The following is a 15,298-nucleotide window of genomic DNA, read 5'->3' on the forward strand; positions in this document are numbered from 1 at the left end:
TCCGCATTTACCGCGGAAGCGCGCCTGACGGGCCGCCCGCGGCGAGCCGGGCGGCGTCACGCCCTCCCGGTCAACGGGACGGCCGTGCGGGCGCGTTCGTAGAGGGCCCGCGCGGCGGGGGTCTTCTGGTACGGGCGGATGCGGCCGAGCATGCGGGTGACGCTCTGGTCGCACTGGCCCGACTGGACCTTCGGGTAGATGTCGAGCACCTGGCGCCAGGTGGCGCAGGCCGTCTCCAGGTGCCCGATCTCCAACTGGCGCTCCGCCAGCAGGGAGAGGTAGCGGACGCGGGTGCGGTGGGCCGACGGGTTGCGGTGTTTGTCGGATTCCGCGAGTTCCGTGGTGGAGCCGCGGACGTCACCGAGGGCGTACAGGACCTGGCCCGTGTGGTAGCGCAGCGCCGGGAGGCGGTAGGAGCAGACGAACTTCCTTTCCCGCGACTCGGCCTTGTCCAACGCGGCCTCCGCCACGCGGAGATGGGACAGCGCGCTCGTACGGTCCCCGGTCTGTGCCGCCGCGTGCGCCTGCTGCCCGGCGAGGAACGCGCGCATACGGGGCCCGGCCTCCGGCGCTGCGGCAGCGGCGGCGTCGGCGAGGCGCAGGGCTTCTCGGCCGTGGCCGAGGTCGACCGCCTGGACGCTCATGCCGCGCAGCGTCGTGCAGTACGTCAGATGGTCCTCCGAGGCGCCCGCGACCTCCAGGGCCTTCACGTAGTACTGCTGCGCCAGTCCGTGCAGCCCTTCGTCCACCGCCATGTGCCCGGCCAGATAGCAGAGGTCGGAGGCCGCCGACATCATGGACTTGCGTACGGGCTCGGGTGCTCGTGCTTTGAGGTACGGCGTCACCGTGTTGACGAGAAAAGCCGCTGCCATGGGGCGGGAGTGGCGGCCGCCGAACTCGGCGTAAAGGGCGGAGATCTGTTCCGTCATGGCGGTCACCATGTCGACATCCGACATGCCCACGCGCTGCGTGTGGCCGGTCTGGACGGCCTCCATGCGGCCCGCGACGTCGGGCCAGTTAGGGACCGTCAGCGCGACGGAGAACAGGCTCGCGCCGAGGACGCCCCGGCGGGACGGGTCCATGTCCTGGCGGCCCAGGTCCGTGATGCCTTCCGTCGCGGGACGGCGGCCCGTGGCTCCGCCCGGTGGCGGGAAACCGGCCTCCGCGTGGGTGACCGGGTGGCCCAGTCTGCGGGCGAACGCCTCCAGGATCAGCGGCCGTACGTCCTCCCTCGGCACGTGGCCGCCGAGCCACTGGTGCACGGACGGGCTGCGGTACTTGAGCGGGGTGCCGCGTTCCGTGCCCAGGCGGTTGATCTCCTGAGCGAACTGGCGCTGCGTCCAGCCGCTCTCGCGGTACAGCCGGAGGAGGCCGGTGTTCGGCTCGCGTGTGCTGCTCACTGGCGTCAACCCCTCGCACCAAGGCGGACTTAGCGCTCTAATCCCGCGCCGCTCCCGCAACCGTACCGCTGTGTGTAGTCGGACGGTTGCCTAGTGCGAGGAGAGACCCCCGCGACGCACGGGACTGCGCCCGGGGGCGTGGCCAACGCTGCTGAAGGAGCGCTGACATGAGACACCGTAGTCAACGGTGCCGTTCGTTCGAACAGATGCCGACTGGGACCGATGTGGAGATGCAGCGGGCAGGCATCTTGTGGGACGGGGTGAAGGCACCCGCCTGGGCGGGGGATCGGGTGCTGGCGCGGCTGGGGGAGCGGTCCGGGGCCGTGTTGCGGGATCCGTGGTCGGACACCCTGTACTGGCTGATCCGCCCCGGCGCCGCCGACGGCTGGCGGCTGCCGCACGTGACCGTGCTCGGGGTGGCGTGCTACGTGGCCGTGCCGCCCGTGCACCGTACGAACGGTCTCGGGCCGCACTGGGCCGTACCGCCCGACCACGACCGGCAGTTGACCGACCCGGCGCTGCTGCACGAGGCGCTCGCGTACGCGGTGGGGGCGGCGTACGGCGGCCAGGACGCGCGGTGAGCGACGCGGCGGAGCTGATCGCTCCGGCGGGGGAGTGCGCCGTGTGCAAGGAGCAGGTGCAGGAACGCCTGCTGGTGGCCGTGGTCGAGGTGGGGTCCGGGCCGGGCGCGCTGGTGTACGGGTGCCTGCCGTGCGCCCGTACGCGGGCGCGGTCGCCGTTCGCGCCTCCGTGGCTGGCCGAGGACCTTGCGGTCATCGACGCCGAGCGCGGGGGTGAGGCCAAGTGACGTGACGGCGGGACCGGCAGGGCGGCCCGCGCACGCGGTCAGTGCGGGCCGTTCGGCAGGATCGTGCGGGCGCCGCGGGACGTGTCCATGTACTCGCGTACCCGGTGGATCAGGCCGTCGCGGAGTTCGAAGACGAAGCAGTAGTCGTTCGCGTAGTGATTGCCGTTGGCGAGGGTCGCCGTCATCGTCTCCTCCACGACGACCACGTCGCGGTCGGCGGCGTGGAGGCCGTGGAAGGTGACGCGACGTCCCGTACGAACAGGCGGGGGAAGTCGACGGTCAGGAAGTGGACGATCTGCGCCCGGCCGGCCATGTGGTGCGGCGCGCCCAGCGCGACCGCCGTCGCGTTGCCTGCCGGGGCCGTCCACTGCGCGTCCTCGGTGAAGAACGCGGCGATCCGTTCCGGGTCGCGTCCGGCGAAGGCCCGCCAGGCGCGGCGTACGGTCTCACGGTTCTCCTCGGTGCCGGTCATGGCCGGGAGCGTACGGAGGCGCGTACGGCGCGCGCTGGCGGTTTCCGGCCACGGTCCTCCCGCCGCGGACCGGGCCGGATCCCTCACCCGGAACGACCGGCTCAGGCGGCGGCGGCCGTACCGCCGCCGATCGTCGCGGCGAGTTCGCGCGCACGCTCGTGCGCGTCGGCCATGGACGCCTCGTGCTTCGGAAGCAGCGTGGCCAGCGCCGTCACGTGCGGGGCCATGGTCAGCTCGGGGATCACGGTGGTGACGTCCAGGCCGAACATGTCCTCGTGGCCGAGCAGCGCGTCGAGGACGGGTACGACGTAGTCAAAGCCGTGCCTGGGAGCGCCGGGGGCGTAGCTGCCACCCCGGGCCGAGATCACCACGGCGGGACGCCCGGCGACCTGGGAAGGGCTGCCGGGGTGGACGGTGTGGCCGAAGACGATGATCTGGTCGAGCCATGCCTTGAACACCGACGGCATCGTCAGGTTGTACATCGGCACCGTGAAGAGATACGCGTCGGCGCCGAGGAACTCCTCGATCAGCGTCTCCTGTATCGCGGCCGCGGCGGCCTGCTCGTCGGTGTGCTGGGCGGGGTCGGTGTCGCGTGCGGTGATGCCGGCCGCGGTGATGTGGGGCACGGGTGCGGCGGCGAGGTCGCGGTGGACGACCTTGCCGTTCCAGTCGTCGAGGAAGGACTGGGCGACCTGGCGGGAGATGGAGGCTTCGCCGAGCGAAGAGGAGTCGATGTGCAGCAGGTAAGACATGGGTTGGTTCCTTTCGGGGTGGTTTGAGAGCACGCCCCGGTGGTCCGGGAGCGGGCCGTGGTCGTGGACTGGTGTGTGGCCGCCCCGAGGGCGTTACATACTGGTAGTGCGGTTGCACCCGGAATGAGAGGGGATCGAGATGGCGTCAGAGCGACGGATCGCCGGCCCGTGCCAGGCATGGCCGGAGGACAGCGCCTTCATCCGTGAGGTGCTCGACCGCATCGGCGACAAGTGGACGGTGCTGACCATCGGCACCCTGAGCGCCGGCTCGCTGCGCTACTCCGACCTGCAGGCGAGCATCCCGGGGATCTCCCAGCGGATGCTGACCCAGACGCTCAAGCATTTGGAGCGCGACGGTCTGATCACGCGGACCGCGTACGCCGAGGTCCCGCCGCGAGTGGAGTACGAGCTGACGGATCTGGGCCGGTCGCTGATGGACGCGGTGACGGCGATGGTCGGCTGGGCCGCCGCCCACCACAGGGAGGTCGCCGACAACCGGGCCGCCAGCGAGCTGACGGGAGTCGGCCGGGGCAAGGCCGCGGTCAGCGCGTCGGCAGGCTGATGTGTCGGTGAAGTCCGTACGTCGCGGCGCTCACGGCACACGCTCACTCGGCACCGGCCCGGCCGCGGCCTGCTCCAGCAACTGGCCGTAGCCGGCGACCTTCTGGGCGCCCGGGGCGGCCACCCGGCGGTTGAGGACGACGAACGGGACGCCGTTGGCGCCCAGTTCCAGGCCCTCGGTCCGGTCGGCGCGCACGCGCTCGGCGTAGTCGTCGCCCGCGAGGATCTCGCGGACTCGCTGCCCGTCCAGCCCGGCCGACTCGGCGACGCCTGCCAGGGTGTCCGAGTCGTACGGGTTGAGGGTGCCCGCGAAGTAGCCGTCCTGGAGGTCGGAGAAGAACTCGAACCCGCGGCCCTGGTCGCCCGCGTACTGCACCACGCGGTGCAGGTCGAAGGTGCTGGCGCTGAGGCGGTCCAGCGAGAACTCGAGCCCTTCCCCGTGTGCGAGCGCCTGGATCTGGCGCTCGGCCCGGAGGAAGTGGGCGGTGGTGCCGCCGTGGGTCCGGATGAAGGCCGTCTCGACCGGCTCCGGCTCCTGGGGCGCGTTCGGGTTCAGCTCGAAGGCCCGCATCCTGATGTCGAACCTGTCCGCGTCAGGGCGCTGCGCCATCGCGGTCCGGAGCCGGTGATGACCGACGTAGCACCACGGGCATCCCAGGTCGGACCACACTTCGACGGCGACCTGCGACCCCTCGGGCTGCGTTGCCCGCTCAACCATTTTCCTCACCTCACTGGTAGTGCGTAACACCATCATGAGTGAGTAAGAGAGGGCGTACAAAAGGCACTTTCAGGTGCGTGGGCGGGGCCCGGAAAGGTTCGATTCGGCGCACCCTCAGAACGGGTACTCGGCCTGCGCCCCGCGCATCGTGATCCAGCGGGTCTCCGTGAACGCCTCGAGGTTCGCCTCGCCGCCGAAGCGCGCCCCCGTGCCCGACGCCGCCGTGCCGCCGAACGGGGCCAGGGCCTCGTCGTTGACCGTCTGGTCGTTGATGTGGACCAGGCCGGTGGGGATGCGTTCCGCGAGTTCGAGGCCCTTCATCACGTCGCGGGTCAGGATGCCCAGGGACAGGCCGTATTCGCTGTCGGTGGCCAGCGCCACCGCCTCGTCCAGGGAGGCGAAGGTGCGGACCGGGGCGACCGGGCCGAAGACCTCCTGGGCGTACGCGGGGGTGCCGTCGGTGACGTCGGCGAGGACCGTAGGGCGGTAGAACAGCTCCTCGTAACTGCCGCCCGCGGCCAGCCGTGCGCCGCCGTCGACGCTGGAGGTCACCAGGGCGTGGATACGGTCGCGCTGCCCGGCGTCGATGACCGGGCCGAGCGCGACCTGCGCGGTGGCCGGGTCGCCGACGGGCAGCATGTCGGCCTTGGCGGCGAGGCGTTCGGTGTACTCGTCGGCCACGGACGCGTGCACCAGGTGCCGTCCGGTGGTCATGCAGATCTGGCCCTGGTGGAAGAACGAGCCCCAGGCAGCGGTCGACGCGGCCTGCTCCAGGTCGGAGTCGGGCAGCACGATCATCGCGGAGTTGCCGCCGAGTTCCAGGTGCGCCCGCTTGAGGTGGCGGGCCGCGGCCTCGCCGACCTTCCGGCCGGCGGCCGTCGAGCCGGTGAACGAGATGACGCGCACGTGCCGGTCCGCGACCAGCGCCTCGCCCACGGGCGCCCCGCCGGGGGTCAACGACAGGACGCCGGGCGGCAGTCCGGCCTCCTCGAAGACCCGCAGGATCGACACGCCGCCGCCCACCGCCGTACGGGGGTCGGGCTTGAGCACCACGGCGTTGCCGAGGGCGAGGGCCGGGGCGACCGAGCGGATGGCCAGTACGAGCGGCACGTTGAACGGTGCGATCACGCCGACGACTCCGGCGGGCCCGCGGCGCGCCATGCTGAGGCGCGGTTCGGCGGACGGAAGCACCTGGCCGACGGCGCGGGAGACGAGCGCGGCGGCCTCGTAGCACTCCTGCGCGGCCGTCGTGGTCTCGAACGCCGCCTTCCCGGGGATGCTCCCGGCCTCCCGCACCAGCCAGTCCTGGATCTCCGCGGCGGCCTCCGTGAACAGGTCGCCCGCGCGCCGCAGCACCGCCGCGCGCTCGGTGTACGGGGTGCGGGCCCACGCGGCCTGCGCGTCCGCCGCGAGCGCGCAGGCGCGCCCGACGTCGTCCGTGCCGGCGCTGCCGATCCGTTCCAGCTCGGCGCCGGTGGCGGGTTCGACGACGGGCGTGGTGCCGCCGGAGGCGGGCGTCCAGCCGCCGAGGTGGATCTGTCCGGACCAGGTGTGCGGGTCGAGGAGGGACATGGCGCTGCTCCAGGAGGTGAGGGCGGTGGAACGGGGGAACGGGGGGCCAGCGGGAACGCGGGGCCAGGGGGGAACGGGAGGGTCAGGGCTGGAATACGGGGTCGGGTGCCACCGCCACCTCCAGTACGAGCGGTTCGGTCAGCTCCCCGAGTGACGGCAGCAGCGCGCCCAGTTCACGCCGCAGTGTGCCGCGGTCGGTGACGCGGCGCGCCGGGCAGCCGAGGGCGGTTGCCAGACCGCTGACGCTGACCTCCTCGAACGGGGGCCAGGGCGCCGCTCCGCCGTGCAGTTCGGCGAGCCGGTCCATCACGGCGTAGCCGCTGTTGGCGAGGACGATGACGAGGATGCCCACGCCGTAGTGAGCGGCCGTCCACAGGGCCTGGATCTGGTACAGCGACGAGCCGTCCCCGACCACCGCGACCACCGGGCGTTCCGGCGCGCCCATCCGTACGCCGGCCGCCGCGGGGATCGCGAAGCCGAGGCCGCCCATGGCCGCGCTGAGGAAGCCGAGCGGCCGCCGGGCCGGGACGAGCGCGTGCAGCTCCGGGCGGCTGGACGGGGTCTCCTCGACGAGGACGGCGTCCGCGGGCAGCGCGTCGGCGAGTGCGGCCAGTACGTCCGCGCCGCGCAGCGGTCCGTCGGCGTCGGAGGGAGGGGGCGTGGGGCGACCGGCCGTCTCCGGACCCCCGTACGGCTGCCCCGCCCGCTTCGGTGTCTGCTCCGCCAGCGCCGCGCAGAACGCGGGCAGCGGCGCCACGACGGCCAGCTCCGCCGGAGCCCGCTCGGCCTCTGCCGGGTCGTCCGTGACGAGCGCCATCCGGGTGCCGGGGCGTGCCAACGGGCCGTCCTGGTACGGGTACTGGCGCAGCAGCGGCGCACCGACGGCCAGCACCACGTCGTGCGGGGCGAGCACCGTACGGAGGCGGGCGCGGTCGGCGGGCAGGTGGCCCGCGAACAGCGGGTGGTCCTGCGGGAAGCCCGCCCGCGCCCCGAACGGCTCCTGCCGGACGGGGCAGCCGAGCCGTTCGGCCAGGTCGGTCAGCGCGCTCCAGGTGTCCGCGTGGTCCGCGCCGGCGCCGACGACCAGCGCGGGCGCCGTGGCACCGGCGAGCAGCGCGGCCACCTCCCGTACGGCGGCGGGGTCGGCGCCGGTGGCCGTCCGCAGCGCGGCGGGCGAGGGGTCGGGCACGTCGTCGGCGGGCTCGGCCCAGTCGTTCATCGGGACGATGACGAGCGCGGGCCCGCGCCGTACGCGCGCGGCGTGCGCGGCCCGCCCGATGGCGCCGGGCACGTCCTGGGCGCGGGCCGGCGTCTCGACGCGTACGGGGTAGTCGCCCGCCAGGCCCTCCAACCGCCCGGCGAGGAACGGTTCCTGGACCAGGTGCCGCCGGTCCTGCTGCCCGACGAGGACGACCAGCGGCGCCCGGTTGACGCGGGCCGTGGCCAACGCCCCGACGGCGTTGCCCAGTCCGGCGGTGGTGTGCAGCAGGACGAGCGCGGGCTGCTCCCGTACGATCGCCCAGCCCGTGGCGGCGCCGACGACCGAGCCCTCGTGCAGGGCGAGGACGAAGCGCAGGTCGTCGGGGAATCCGGTGAGCAGCGGGACCTCCGTCGAGCCGGGGTTGGCGAAGACGGTGGTCATGCCGTGCTGTCGCATGACGTCGAAGGCGGCGTCGCGGACGGTGCGCATGAGGGCGGCGGGTCCTTTCCCTGCGGGGTGGTTTGCGGTGCCGGGGGCGCGGACGGTGCTCAGGCCAGGGCGGGCCTGCGTTCCGTACGAACCATGGCCAGCACGCAGAAGCCCGCTGCCACGATCCCCGCGTCCAGCCACACGGCGGCCGACCAGTCGCCCGTGCTGTCCCGCAGCACACCGCTGATGGCCGGGGACAGCACGGCGCCCATCTCGCCGATGAGGTTCTCCATGCCGAAGGCGGAGCCGCGGAGTTCGGGCTTGGCGAGGTCGGCGGTGAGGGCGTGGCCGACGGGCTGGAGGGCGTTGAAGAACAGGCTCGCGGTGAACAGCAGGAGGCCCATGACCCACAGCGACGGCTTCTCGGCCGTGGTGATGTACCACGCGAACGCCACCGTCAGCAGCGCCTGTACGCCCGTGAAGGTCAGCATCATCTCCTTGCGGCCCCAGCCGCGCCGCACGCCGTAGTCGGAGAGCCAGCCGCCGACGGGGAACCCGAGGATGCCCGCGCCCGCGTTGAACCCGGCCGTGAGCGCGCCGCTCATGAACGACGAGTCCGCCGCGCCGGAGACGATCGACACCGACCAGAAGCTGAAGAACCAGAGGTTCCAGAGGATGGCGATGTTCGCGATGTAGATGAGGAACAGGTTGCGGTTCTTCAGTACGGGCTTGAGCTCCTCGCCCTTGCGCGACAGCGCGAACAGCACCAGCCCGACGGCGAGGGCGACTTCGAGGAGCGCGATCCACAGGTCGGACAGGCCGGCCTTGTCGCCGAGCACGTACACGGCCATGATCAGGACGAGTGCGACCGCCGAGTACGCGCCCAGGTGGAGCGTCGCGCGGCCGAGCAGCGCCAGGCTGAGATGGGCCCGGAAGCGGTACGCGACCAGCAGCCCCACCAGCAGCGTGGCGACGCCGAGCAGCCAGAACACCATCCGCCACGCCTCGACGTCGGGCATGAACAGCTGGCCGAAGTCGATGAAGTGCGGCGTGAAGACGATGGCGATGGTGATGCCCAGCGCCAGCCCCGTGATGACGACGCCCATGCCCAGGCTGCGGTGGCGCTCGGGGGTGGAGTGGGTGATCAGCGTGCGGTCGTTGGAGTAGAACGCGCCCTCGCCGAGGCCGGTGACGACCCGGATCACGATGAACGCGAGGAGCCCCGTGAGGAACCCGGTGAGCAGGGTGCAGATGCCCGCCCAGAGGAGGCTGACGACGATCAGCGTGCGGTGCCCGTAACGGTCGCCGAGATACCCGCCGGGGAACTGCGTGAGCATGTAACCCGCGAAGAACAGGCCGCCGATGAGGCCGCCGAGCGCGTGCGGGTTCTCGGCGTGCGCGAGGAACCCGACGCCGTTGTCGATCATCCATGTGACGACGGGGCCGGTGACGGCGCGGTCGGCCGCGCTGACCGTCCAGCCGAGCAGCAGCAGGAACCACAGGGTGTGCCAGGGGCGGAGCCACCCGATGCGGGCGCCCTCACGCGGTACGTCCTCGCCCGGCACCTCCGGCGGCGCGGCGACGCCCCGGGTGGGACCGGTGGGCCCGGTGGGCCCGGGACCGGCCTGGGCGGGGACGGTGGGCGCGGGCCCGGCGGCGGGGCCCGTCTCGGGCGTACGCGCGGAGCCCCGGTCCGGGCCGGGGGAGTCGCCTGGTGCTGACGTCATGGGTGTCTCCGTTGGGGGCGTGAGGAGGAGCGGTCGTCACGTGCGGGAGCTGTCGCCGGGGTCGCCGCCGGCGGCGTGGGGTGCTGCGAAGTGCGCGTGCAGGGTGGCGCCGGTCAGGTGCGGCTGGTCCACGTTGGCCAGGTGTGCGGCCCGCGGGACCTCGGAGAGGCGCGCGTCCGGGATGCCGTCGGCGAGTTCGCGGGCGTGCGGGGACGGCGTCGCGGGGTCGTCCAGCCCGGCGACGACGAGGGTGGGCGTGGTGACGTACGGCAGCCGCGCGCGCAGGTCGTACGCGGCGAGGGCGTCGCAGCAGGCGGCGTAGCCGTACGGGTCGGCGGCGCGCAGGTCGTCGAGCAGCCGCGCGCGGAGTGCCGTACGTGCGTCGGCGCCCGTACGTGCGTCGGCGTCCGTACGGGCGGCGTCCGTACGGTGCGCGTCGGCGTCCGTACGGTGCGCGTCTGCCTCCGTACGGTGCTGCGCGTCCGCCTCCGTACGGTGTGCGTCCGGTGGGGTGGGGGAGGGGCTGAACCAGCGTCCCGCGGCGGCCTCCGCGAGCGGCGCCGTGCCCTGTGCGCGTACCAGCGCGGCCCGTTCGCGCCAGACGGCGGCGTCACCGAAGCGGGCGGAGGAGCACACGACGGCGAGCGAGGAGAGCCGTTCCGGTGTGTGCGCGGCGAGGTGCAGGCCCACCGCGCCGCCCAGCGAGATCCCGGCGTACGCGAACCGCCGCCAGCCGTGCGCGTCCGCGAGCCGCAGCACGAGGGCGGCGAGGCGGGCGACGGTCGCGGAGCCGTCCCCGGGGAGCAGGGCCGCCGGGGAGCCGCCGTGTCCGGGCAGGTCCCAGCGCAGCACCCGGTGGGACCCGGCGAGCGCGGCTAGTTGGGGTTCCCACACGGCGAGCGAGGTGCCGAGTGACGGCCCGAGGACGAGCGGCGGGCCGTCGCCGTCGAGCCGCGCGTGCAGGCCGTCCGGCGGCTTCTGCGCGTCGTCCGCCCGCCGGCGCGGGGTGGTCACCGCCCGGCTTCCTGGTCCGCGCCGGGTGCGCTCCGTACGGTGCGCGGCGCCCGCCGCAGGGCGCGGTCGGTCAACTCCGGGGCGGAGCCGACGTATCCGGCCGGGTCGGTCAGCTCCCGCAGCCGCGCGTCGGACAGCGCCGCCGTCACGTCCGGCTCGGCGGCGAGCACGTCGTACAGCGGCGTGCCCTCCTCGGTCACGTGGCGTGCCGCGGCGCTCAGCACCTCGGTGGCGCGGGCGCGGCCGAGGTGCGGGGCGAGGGCGGCGGCGACGCGTTCGGTGACGATGAGGCCGCCGGTCCGCCGCAGGTTCCCGGCCATGCGCGCGGGGAACACCCGTAGCCCAGCGGTGAGTTCGGCGGCCTGTCCGGCCGCGCCGCCGGTCAGGCGCAGCAGTTCGCGCAGCGGCTGCCACTCGGCGTGCCAGGCGCCCGCCGGGCGCTCGTCCTCGGCGGCGAGCGACCCGTACAGGGTGGCGGCGAGGGCGGGCGCCTGCCGCGCGGCGGAGGCGATGAGGGCGGCGCGTACGGGGTTGGCCTTCTGCGGCATCGCGGACGAGGGGCCGCCGTCCGCCTCGGCGACCTCGCGGAGCTCCGTACGGGAGAGCACGAGCACGTCCGCGGCGAGCTTCCCGAGCGCGCCGCAGGTGAAGGCGAGGGCGCCCGCCAGGTCCGCCACCGGCGTGCGCAGGGTGTGCCAGGGCAGCGCGGGCTCGGACAGTCCGGTCTCGGCGGCGAAGCGCGCCACGAGCGGGAGCACGGTCCCGGCGCCCGTGCCCGCTTCCTCCGCGTGCGCGCCGAACGCCGCCAGCGTGCCCGCCGCGCCGCCGAGTTGCACCGGAAGGCCGCCGTCCAGGACGGCCGCCAGCCGGTCGTACGCGTCCAGCAGCAGCGCCCGCCAGCCCGCGGCCTTGAGCCCGAACGTCGTCGGCACCGCGTGCTGCGTGAGCGTACGGCCCGCCACCGGCGTGTCCCGGTGTTCGGCCGCGAGCCGCGCCAACGCCTCGGTGGCGCGTGCGAGTTCGGCCGCCGTCAGCCGCAGCGCGCGGTCGGCGACCAGCATCAGCGCGGTGTCCAGGATGTCCTGGCTGGTCGCGCCCCGGTGCACGTACGCCCCCGCGCCCGGGGCCGTACGGTCCACCGCGGCGCGCAGCCCGTCGAGCAGCGGCACCACCGGGTTCCCGGCGGCGCGCGCCCGCAGCGCGAGGTCCCGTACGTCGTACGCCTCCGCGCGCGCGGCGGCCGTTACCGCCTTGGCCGCCTCCTCCGGTGCCTGCCCGAGCGCGCTCTGCGCGCGCGTCAGCGCGGCCTCGGCGTCGAGCATCGACTGGAGGAACGCCCGGTCGCCGGTGGCCGTTTCGACGGCCGTACCGGCCCGGCACGGCGCCAGCAGCCCCGCATCGGCATCCGCACCCGTATCCGCGCGCCCCGCGCCCGTATCCGCGTCCGCGTCCGCTTCCGCGCTCGTATCCGTGCGCATCGCCTCGTCGTACCCATCAGCGGAAGTCAAGGAACACCGTCTCCTCCGCGCCCTGCAGACGGATGTCGAAACGGTAGACACCGTACGGCTCCGCCTCGGCCACCAGCGTCCGCCGCCGCGCCGCCGGAAGCGACGCCAGCAGCGGGTCGCGCGCCAGCGCCTCCGCGCCGTCCGGCGGGTCCGGCAGGTACACCCGCGTGAACAGGTGGTGCAGCAGCCCGCGCGCGAACACGCACACGCTCAGGTACGGCGCGTCCGGGCCGCCCGTACGCCCGGGCCGCAGCGTACGCACCGCCCAGTGCCCGTCCGCGTCCGTCGCAGTGCGGCCGAAACCGGTGAAGTCGGCGCCGTTGCGGCCCAGATGGCGGCCGGTGGCCGGGTCGCGGCGCAGCGAGCCGGCCCGGCCCGCCAGATTGCCCACCGGGTCGGCCTGCCACGTCTCGAGCAGCGCGTCCGGCACCGGATCCCCGTTCCCGTCCAGCACGTGTCCGTGCACGGTGACGGCGTCCGTACGGGACGCGGGCGCGATGTCGCCGCCGCCGTCGAACGGCAGCGCGTGGCCGTAGAACGGCCCGACGGTGTGCGAGGGCGTGGGCGGGAGCGTGCCGCCGGGTTCGGTGCGCACCGCTCAGCCGTCCTCTCCGGCTTCGGCCCAGACGGCGGAGGGGCCGTCGAGCACGATGTCCCAGTGGTAGCCGAGGGACCACTCCGGCTGCGACAGGTCGTGGTCGTAGGCGGCGACGAGGCGCTGCCGTACGGACTCGTCGGGGACGGACTGCAGGATCGGGTCGTACGGGAACAGAGGGTCGTTCGGGAAGTACATCTGGGTCACCAGCCGTTGCGTGAAGGCGCGGCCGAAGAGGGAGAAGTGCAGGTGCGCGGCGCGCCAGGCGTTGAGGTGGTTCCGCCAGGGGTACGCGCCGGGCTTGATCGTGGTGAAGCTGTAGCTGCCGTCGTCGCCGGTCAGCACCCGGCCGAAGCCGGTGAAGTGCGGGTCCAGCGGGGCGGGGTGCCGGTCGCGCAGGTGCGCGTAGCGGCCGGCGGCGTTGGCCTGCCACAGCTCGATCAGCTGACCCCGTACGGGGCGGCCGCGGCTGTCGAGGAGCCGGCCGGAGACGGTGATGCGCTCACCGAGCGGCTCACCGGTGTGCTGCCGGGTGAGGTCGCTGTCGGTCGGCGTGACATCGGTGGGCCCGAACACGGGCGTGTGCAGCTCGACCGTCTCCGGATAGCCGGTCACCGCGACGAGCGGCTGCTTCGGATGCCGCAACCGGCTGCTGCGGTACGGCGCGTGGTCCCGCGGCGGGTGGTCCGCGACGGGCGCGCCGGCGGCGCGTGCGCGGGCGTAGGCGGCGTGCACCGTACGGATCTCGGCGTCGATGTCGGCCTGGGTGTACTCCAGCCAGGCGGACTCGGGCGGTCCGGACGGCGGCCGTTCCGGCCCCGTACGGTCCGGGGGGCTGGCGGCACGGGCACTCATACGTCGCTCCTTCCGGCGTTCTTGAGGCGGCGCAGCGCGGTCAGTTCGGCAGGGGTGGGCGGTGCGGTGGTGTGCGGCTCGGGGACCGTACGCAGCTCCCAGCCGGTGGCCGCGCGCACCTGGTCCGGTGTCACGTCCGGATGGGTCTCGGTGAGCACCAGCTCGGACGTCTCCGGATCGGGCCGCAGCACCCCGAGGTCGGTGATGACGGCGACCGGGCCACGGCCGCGCATGCCGAGCCGGGCGCGGTCGTGCGGCCCGCTGCCGTGGCCCATGGTGGTGACGAAGTCGAGGCGTTCGACGAAGCCGCGCGTGGAGTGGCGCAGCACCAGCAGCGCGCGTGCGCAGCTCGCCGCGATCTCCGGCGCCCCGCCGGCGCCCGGCAGCCGAAGTTCAGGGCGGCCCGCGCCGCCGGCCACGACGGTGGTGTTGACGTTCCCGAAGCGGTCGACCTGTGCGGCGCCGAGGAAGCCGACGTCGATACGGCCGCCCTGCAGCCAGTAGTTGAACATCTCCGGCACGGACACCACCGCGTCCGCGGTCTCGGCCAGCTCGCCGTCGCCGATGGACAGCGGCAGCCGGGTCGGCCGCGAACCGATGGCGCCGGACTCGTAGATGAGGACCAGGCCGGGGTTGGCGGTGACGCGGGCCAGGTTGGCGGCGGTGCTGGGCAGGCCGATGCCGACGAAGCAGGTCTTCGCGCCGGCCAGCGCGCGGGCGGCGTTGACCTCCATCAGCTCGGCCGGCGTGAACTCGGTGGCGGTGCCGTCCTGTTCGGCGCCCGCCTGTCCGGCCCCGGCGTCACCCGTCGCGGAGTGCGCGCTCATCGCCTGCCTCCCGCACTCTCGTACACGCTGTCCTTCAGCCACGCCGTGAACGCGTCGCGGTCCCGCGAGACGGGGTCCCAGTTCTCGTAGAAGTCGTTGTCGCGGACGCTGTACCCGGTGGCGTACGAGGGGTGGGCGCCGCCGGGCGCGACCGCGACCGCGTCGATGACCCAGCCGGGCAGCACCACGCCGCCCGGCACCGGCGTGAGCGTGTCGACCAGCTCCTCCACCGTGACAAGCACCCGCCGGGCCGCGAGGGCGGCCTCCTTCTGGACGCCGAGGAGGCCCCAGAACTGCACGTTGCCGTCCCGGTCCGCCCGCTGCGCGTGGATGACGGTGACGTCCGGATTGAGTGCGGCCACGGCCGCCAGCACCTCGCCGGTGAACGGGCAGGTGACGGTGGACACCGTGGCCGAACGGGCGGGCAGGTCCGAGCCGCGGTAGCCGCGCAGCACGCCGAACGGCAGTCCCGAGGCGCCCGCGGCGTAGCGGTTGGCCATCCCGGCGTGGCTGTGCTCGTCCAGCTCCAGCGGGCGCGGCCAGCCGTTCTCCACCGCGTCGCGGAACCGGTGCAGCGAGCCGACGCCCGGGTTGCCGCCCCAGGAGAAGACCAGCTTCCGCGCCAGCCCGGCGCCGATCAGCTGGTCGTACACGACGTCCGGGGTCATCCGTACGAGCGTGAGGTCGGTGGTGCCCTGGCGGATGAGCTCGTGCCCGGCCGCGAACGGGATGAGGTGGGTGAAGCCTTCCAGCGCGACGGTGTCGCCGTCGCGGATCAGCTCCGCCACGGCGTCCTGCAGGGTGCGGATCTCGGCCATGGGTCCCTTCGCCCGGGAGAGGTTGTTCGCAGAGTGAACTT

At 73.9% G+C, this 15,298-nt stretch carries 17 protein-coding genes; 3 read left to right on the top strand and 14 right to left on the bottom strand.

The genetic code is table 11. The annotated features are described in order from the left end of the window. Positions 1–56: 56 nt before the first annotated feature. Positions 57–1,400: an NsdA family TPR-like regulatory protein gene (locus DVA86_RS00525; protein ID WP_208874797.1), complete on the bottom strand. Its 1,344-nt coding sequence runs from the start codon at positions 1,398–1,400 to the stop codon at positions 57–59. A gap of 206 nt (positions 1,401–1,606) precedes the next feature. Here DVA86_RS00525 and DVA86_RS00530 point away from each other — a divergent pair, with 206 nt between their 5' ends. Together DVA86_RS00530 and DVA86_RS00535 are read left to right on the top strand one after the other, a co-directional pair. After that, entirely contained in the window at positions 1,607–1,981 is a 375-nt protein-coding gene (locus DVA86_RS00530; protein WP_208874799.1) for a hypothetical protein, read from the top strand. Further along, positions 1,978–2,208, top strand: a complete 231-nt coding sequence (locus DVA86_RS00535; protein ID WP_208874800.1) for a hypothetical protein — start codon at positions 1,978–1,980, stop codon at positions 2,206–2,208. Before DVA86_RS00530 ends, DVA86_RS00535 begins: the two co-directional genes overlap by 4 nt. Before the next feature lie 38 nt (positions 2,209–2,246). On the opposite strand, the gene DVA86_RS35090 is transcribed toward DVA86_RS00535, so the two are convergent. From DVA86_RS35090 to DVA86_RS00545, 3 genes are all read right to left on the bottom strand, one after another. Continuing rightward, positions 2,247–2,414 (bottom strand): nuclear transport factor 2 family protein, encoded by a 168-nt coding sequence (locus tag DVA86_RS35090; RefSeq protein WP_342776302.1) that lies wholly within the window; start codon positions 2,412–2,414, stop codon positions 2,247–2,249. Next, entirely contained in the window at positions 2,390–2,680 is a 291-nt protein-coding gene (locus DVA86_RS35095; protein WP_245996187.1) for a nuclear transport factor 2 family protein, read from the bottom strand. The genes DVA86_RS35090 and DVA86_RS35095 overlap by 25 nt, the downstream gene beginning before the upstream one ends. A gap of 101 nt (positions 2,681–2,781) precedes the next feature. Further along, positions 2,782–3,432, bottom strand: coding sequence for an FMN-dependent NADH-azoreductase (locus DVA86_RS00545; protein WP_208874802.1), 651 nt, complete (start codon positions 3,430–3,432; stop codon positions 2,782–2,784). Positions 3,433–3,571: 139 nt separating this feature from the next. Here DVA86_RS00545 and DVA86_RS00550 point away from each other — a divergent pair, with 139 nt between their 5' ends. Continuing rightward, complete coding sequence (locus DVA86_RS00550; RefSeq protein WP_208874804.1) at positions 3,572–3,994, top strand: winged helix-turn-helix transcriptional regulator; 423 nt, start codon at positions 3,572–3,574, stop codon at positions 3,992–3,994. A 30-nt stretch (positions 3,995–4,024) separates the two neighbouring features. Here the strand turns inward: DVA86_RS00550 and DVA86_RS00555 are convergent, their stop codons facing one another. The 10 genes from DVA86_RS00555 to DVA86_RS00600 all read right to left on the bottom strand — a co-directional run bounded on the left by DVA86_RS00555 (position 4,025) and on the right by DVA86_RS00600 (position 15,257). Continuing rightward, positions 4,025–4,711: a DsbA family oxidoreductase gene (locus tag DVA86_RS00555; RefSeq protein ID WP_208874806.1), complete on the bottom strand. Its 687-nt coding sequence runs from the start codon at positions 4,709–4,711 to the stop codon at positions 4,025–4,027. A gap of 114 nt (positions 4,712–4,825) precedes the next feature. Further along, positions 4,826–6,283 (bottom strand): benzaldehyde dehydrogenase, encoded by a 1,458-nt coding sequence (locus tag DVA86_RS00560; protein ID WP_208874807.1) that lies wholly within the window; start codon positions 6,281–6,283, stop codon positions 4,826–4,828. Positions 6,284–6,365: 82 nt separating this feature from the next. Beyond that, positions 6,366–7,973, bottom strand: a complete 1,608-nt coding sequence (locus tag DVA86_RS00565) for a thiamine pyrophosphate-dependent enzyme (protein WP_208874808.1) — start codon at positions 7,971–7,973, stop codon at positions 6,366–6,368. Positions 7,974–8,032: 59 nt separating this feature from the next. Then, entirely contained in the window at positions 8,033–9,640 is a 1,608-nt protein-coding gene (locus DVA86_RS00570; RefSeq protein WP_208874810.1) for an MFS transporter, read from the bottom strand. Positions 9,641–9,676: 36 nt separating this feature from the next. Beyond that, positions 9,677–10,654, bottom strand: coding sequence for an alpha/beta fold hydrolase (locus tag DVA86_RS00575; RefSeq protein ID WP_342776304.1), 978 nt, complete (start codon positions 10,652–10,654; stop codon positions 9,677–9,679). Then, a complete protein-coding gene (gene pcaB / locus DVA86_RS00580; protein WP_208884257.1) occupies positions 10,651–12,132 on the bottom strand; it encodes a 3-carboxy-cis,cis-muconate cycloisomerase in 1,482 nt (493 codons plus the stop codon). The genes DVA86_RS00575 and pcaB overlap by 4 nt, the downstream gene beginning before the upstream one ends. Positions 12,133–12,148: 16 nt before the next feature. Further along, complete coding sequence (gene pcaG, locus DVA86_RS00585; protein WP_208874812.1) at positions 12,149–12,757, bottom strand: protocatechuate 3,4-dioxygenase subunit alpha; 609 nt, start codon at positions 12,755–12,757, stop codon at positions 12,149–12,151. A gap of 3 nt (positions 12,758–12,760) precedes the next feature. Next, entirely contained in the window at positions 12,761–13,534 is a 774-nt protein-coding gene (gene pcaH, locus DVA86_RS00590; protein ID WP_245997510.1) for a protocatechuate 3,4-dioxygenase subunit beta, read from the bottom strand. Between the two features lie 74 nt (positions 13,535–13,608). After that, the gene (locus DVA86_RS00595) at positions 13,609–14,439 is read right to left on the bottom strand and encodes a CoA-transferase subunit beta (RefSeq protein ID WP_208874816.1); all 831 of its coding nucleotides are present in this window, start codon (positions 14,437–14,439) and stop codon (positions 13,609–13,611) included. Then, positions 14,436–15,257, bottom strand: coding sequence for a CoA transferase subunit A (locus DVA86_RS00600; protein ID WP_208874818.1), 822 nt, complete (start codon positions 15,255–15,257; stop codon positions 14,436–14,438). The genes DVA86_RS00595 and DVA86_RS00600 overlap by 4 nt, the downstream gene beginning before the upstream one ends. Positions 15,258–15,298 lie beyond the last annotated feature (41 nt).

The sequence above is a fragment of the Streptomyces armeniacus genome (genome assembly GCF_003355155.1).
Taxonomy (GTDB): Bacteria; Actinomycetota; Actinomycetes; order Streptomycetales; family Streptomycetaceae; genus Streptomyces; species Streptomyces armeniacus.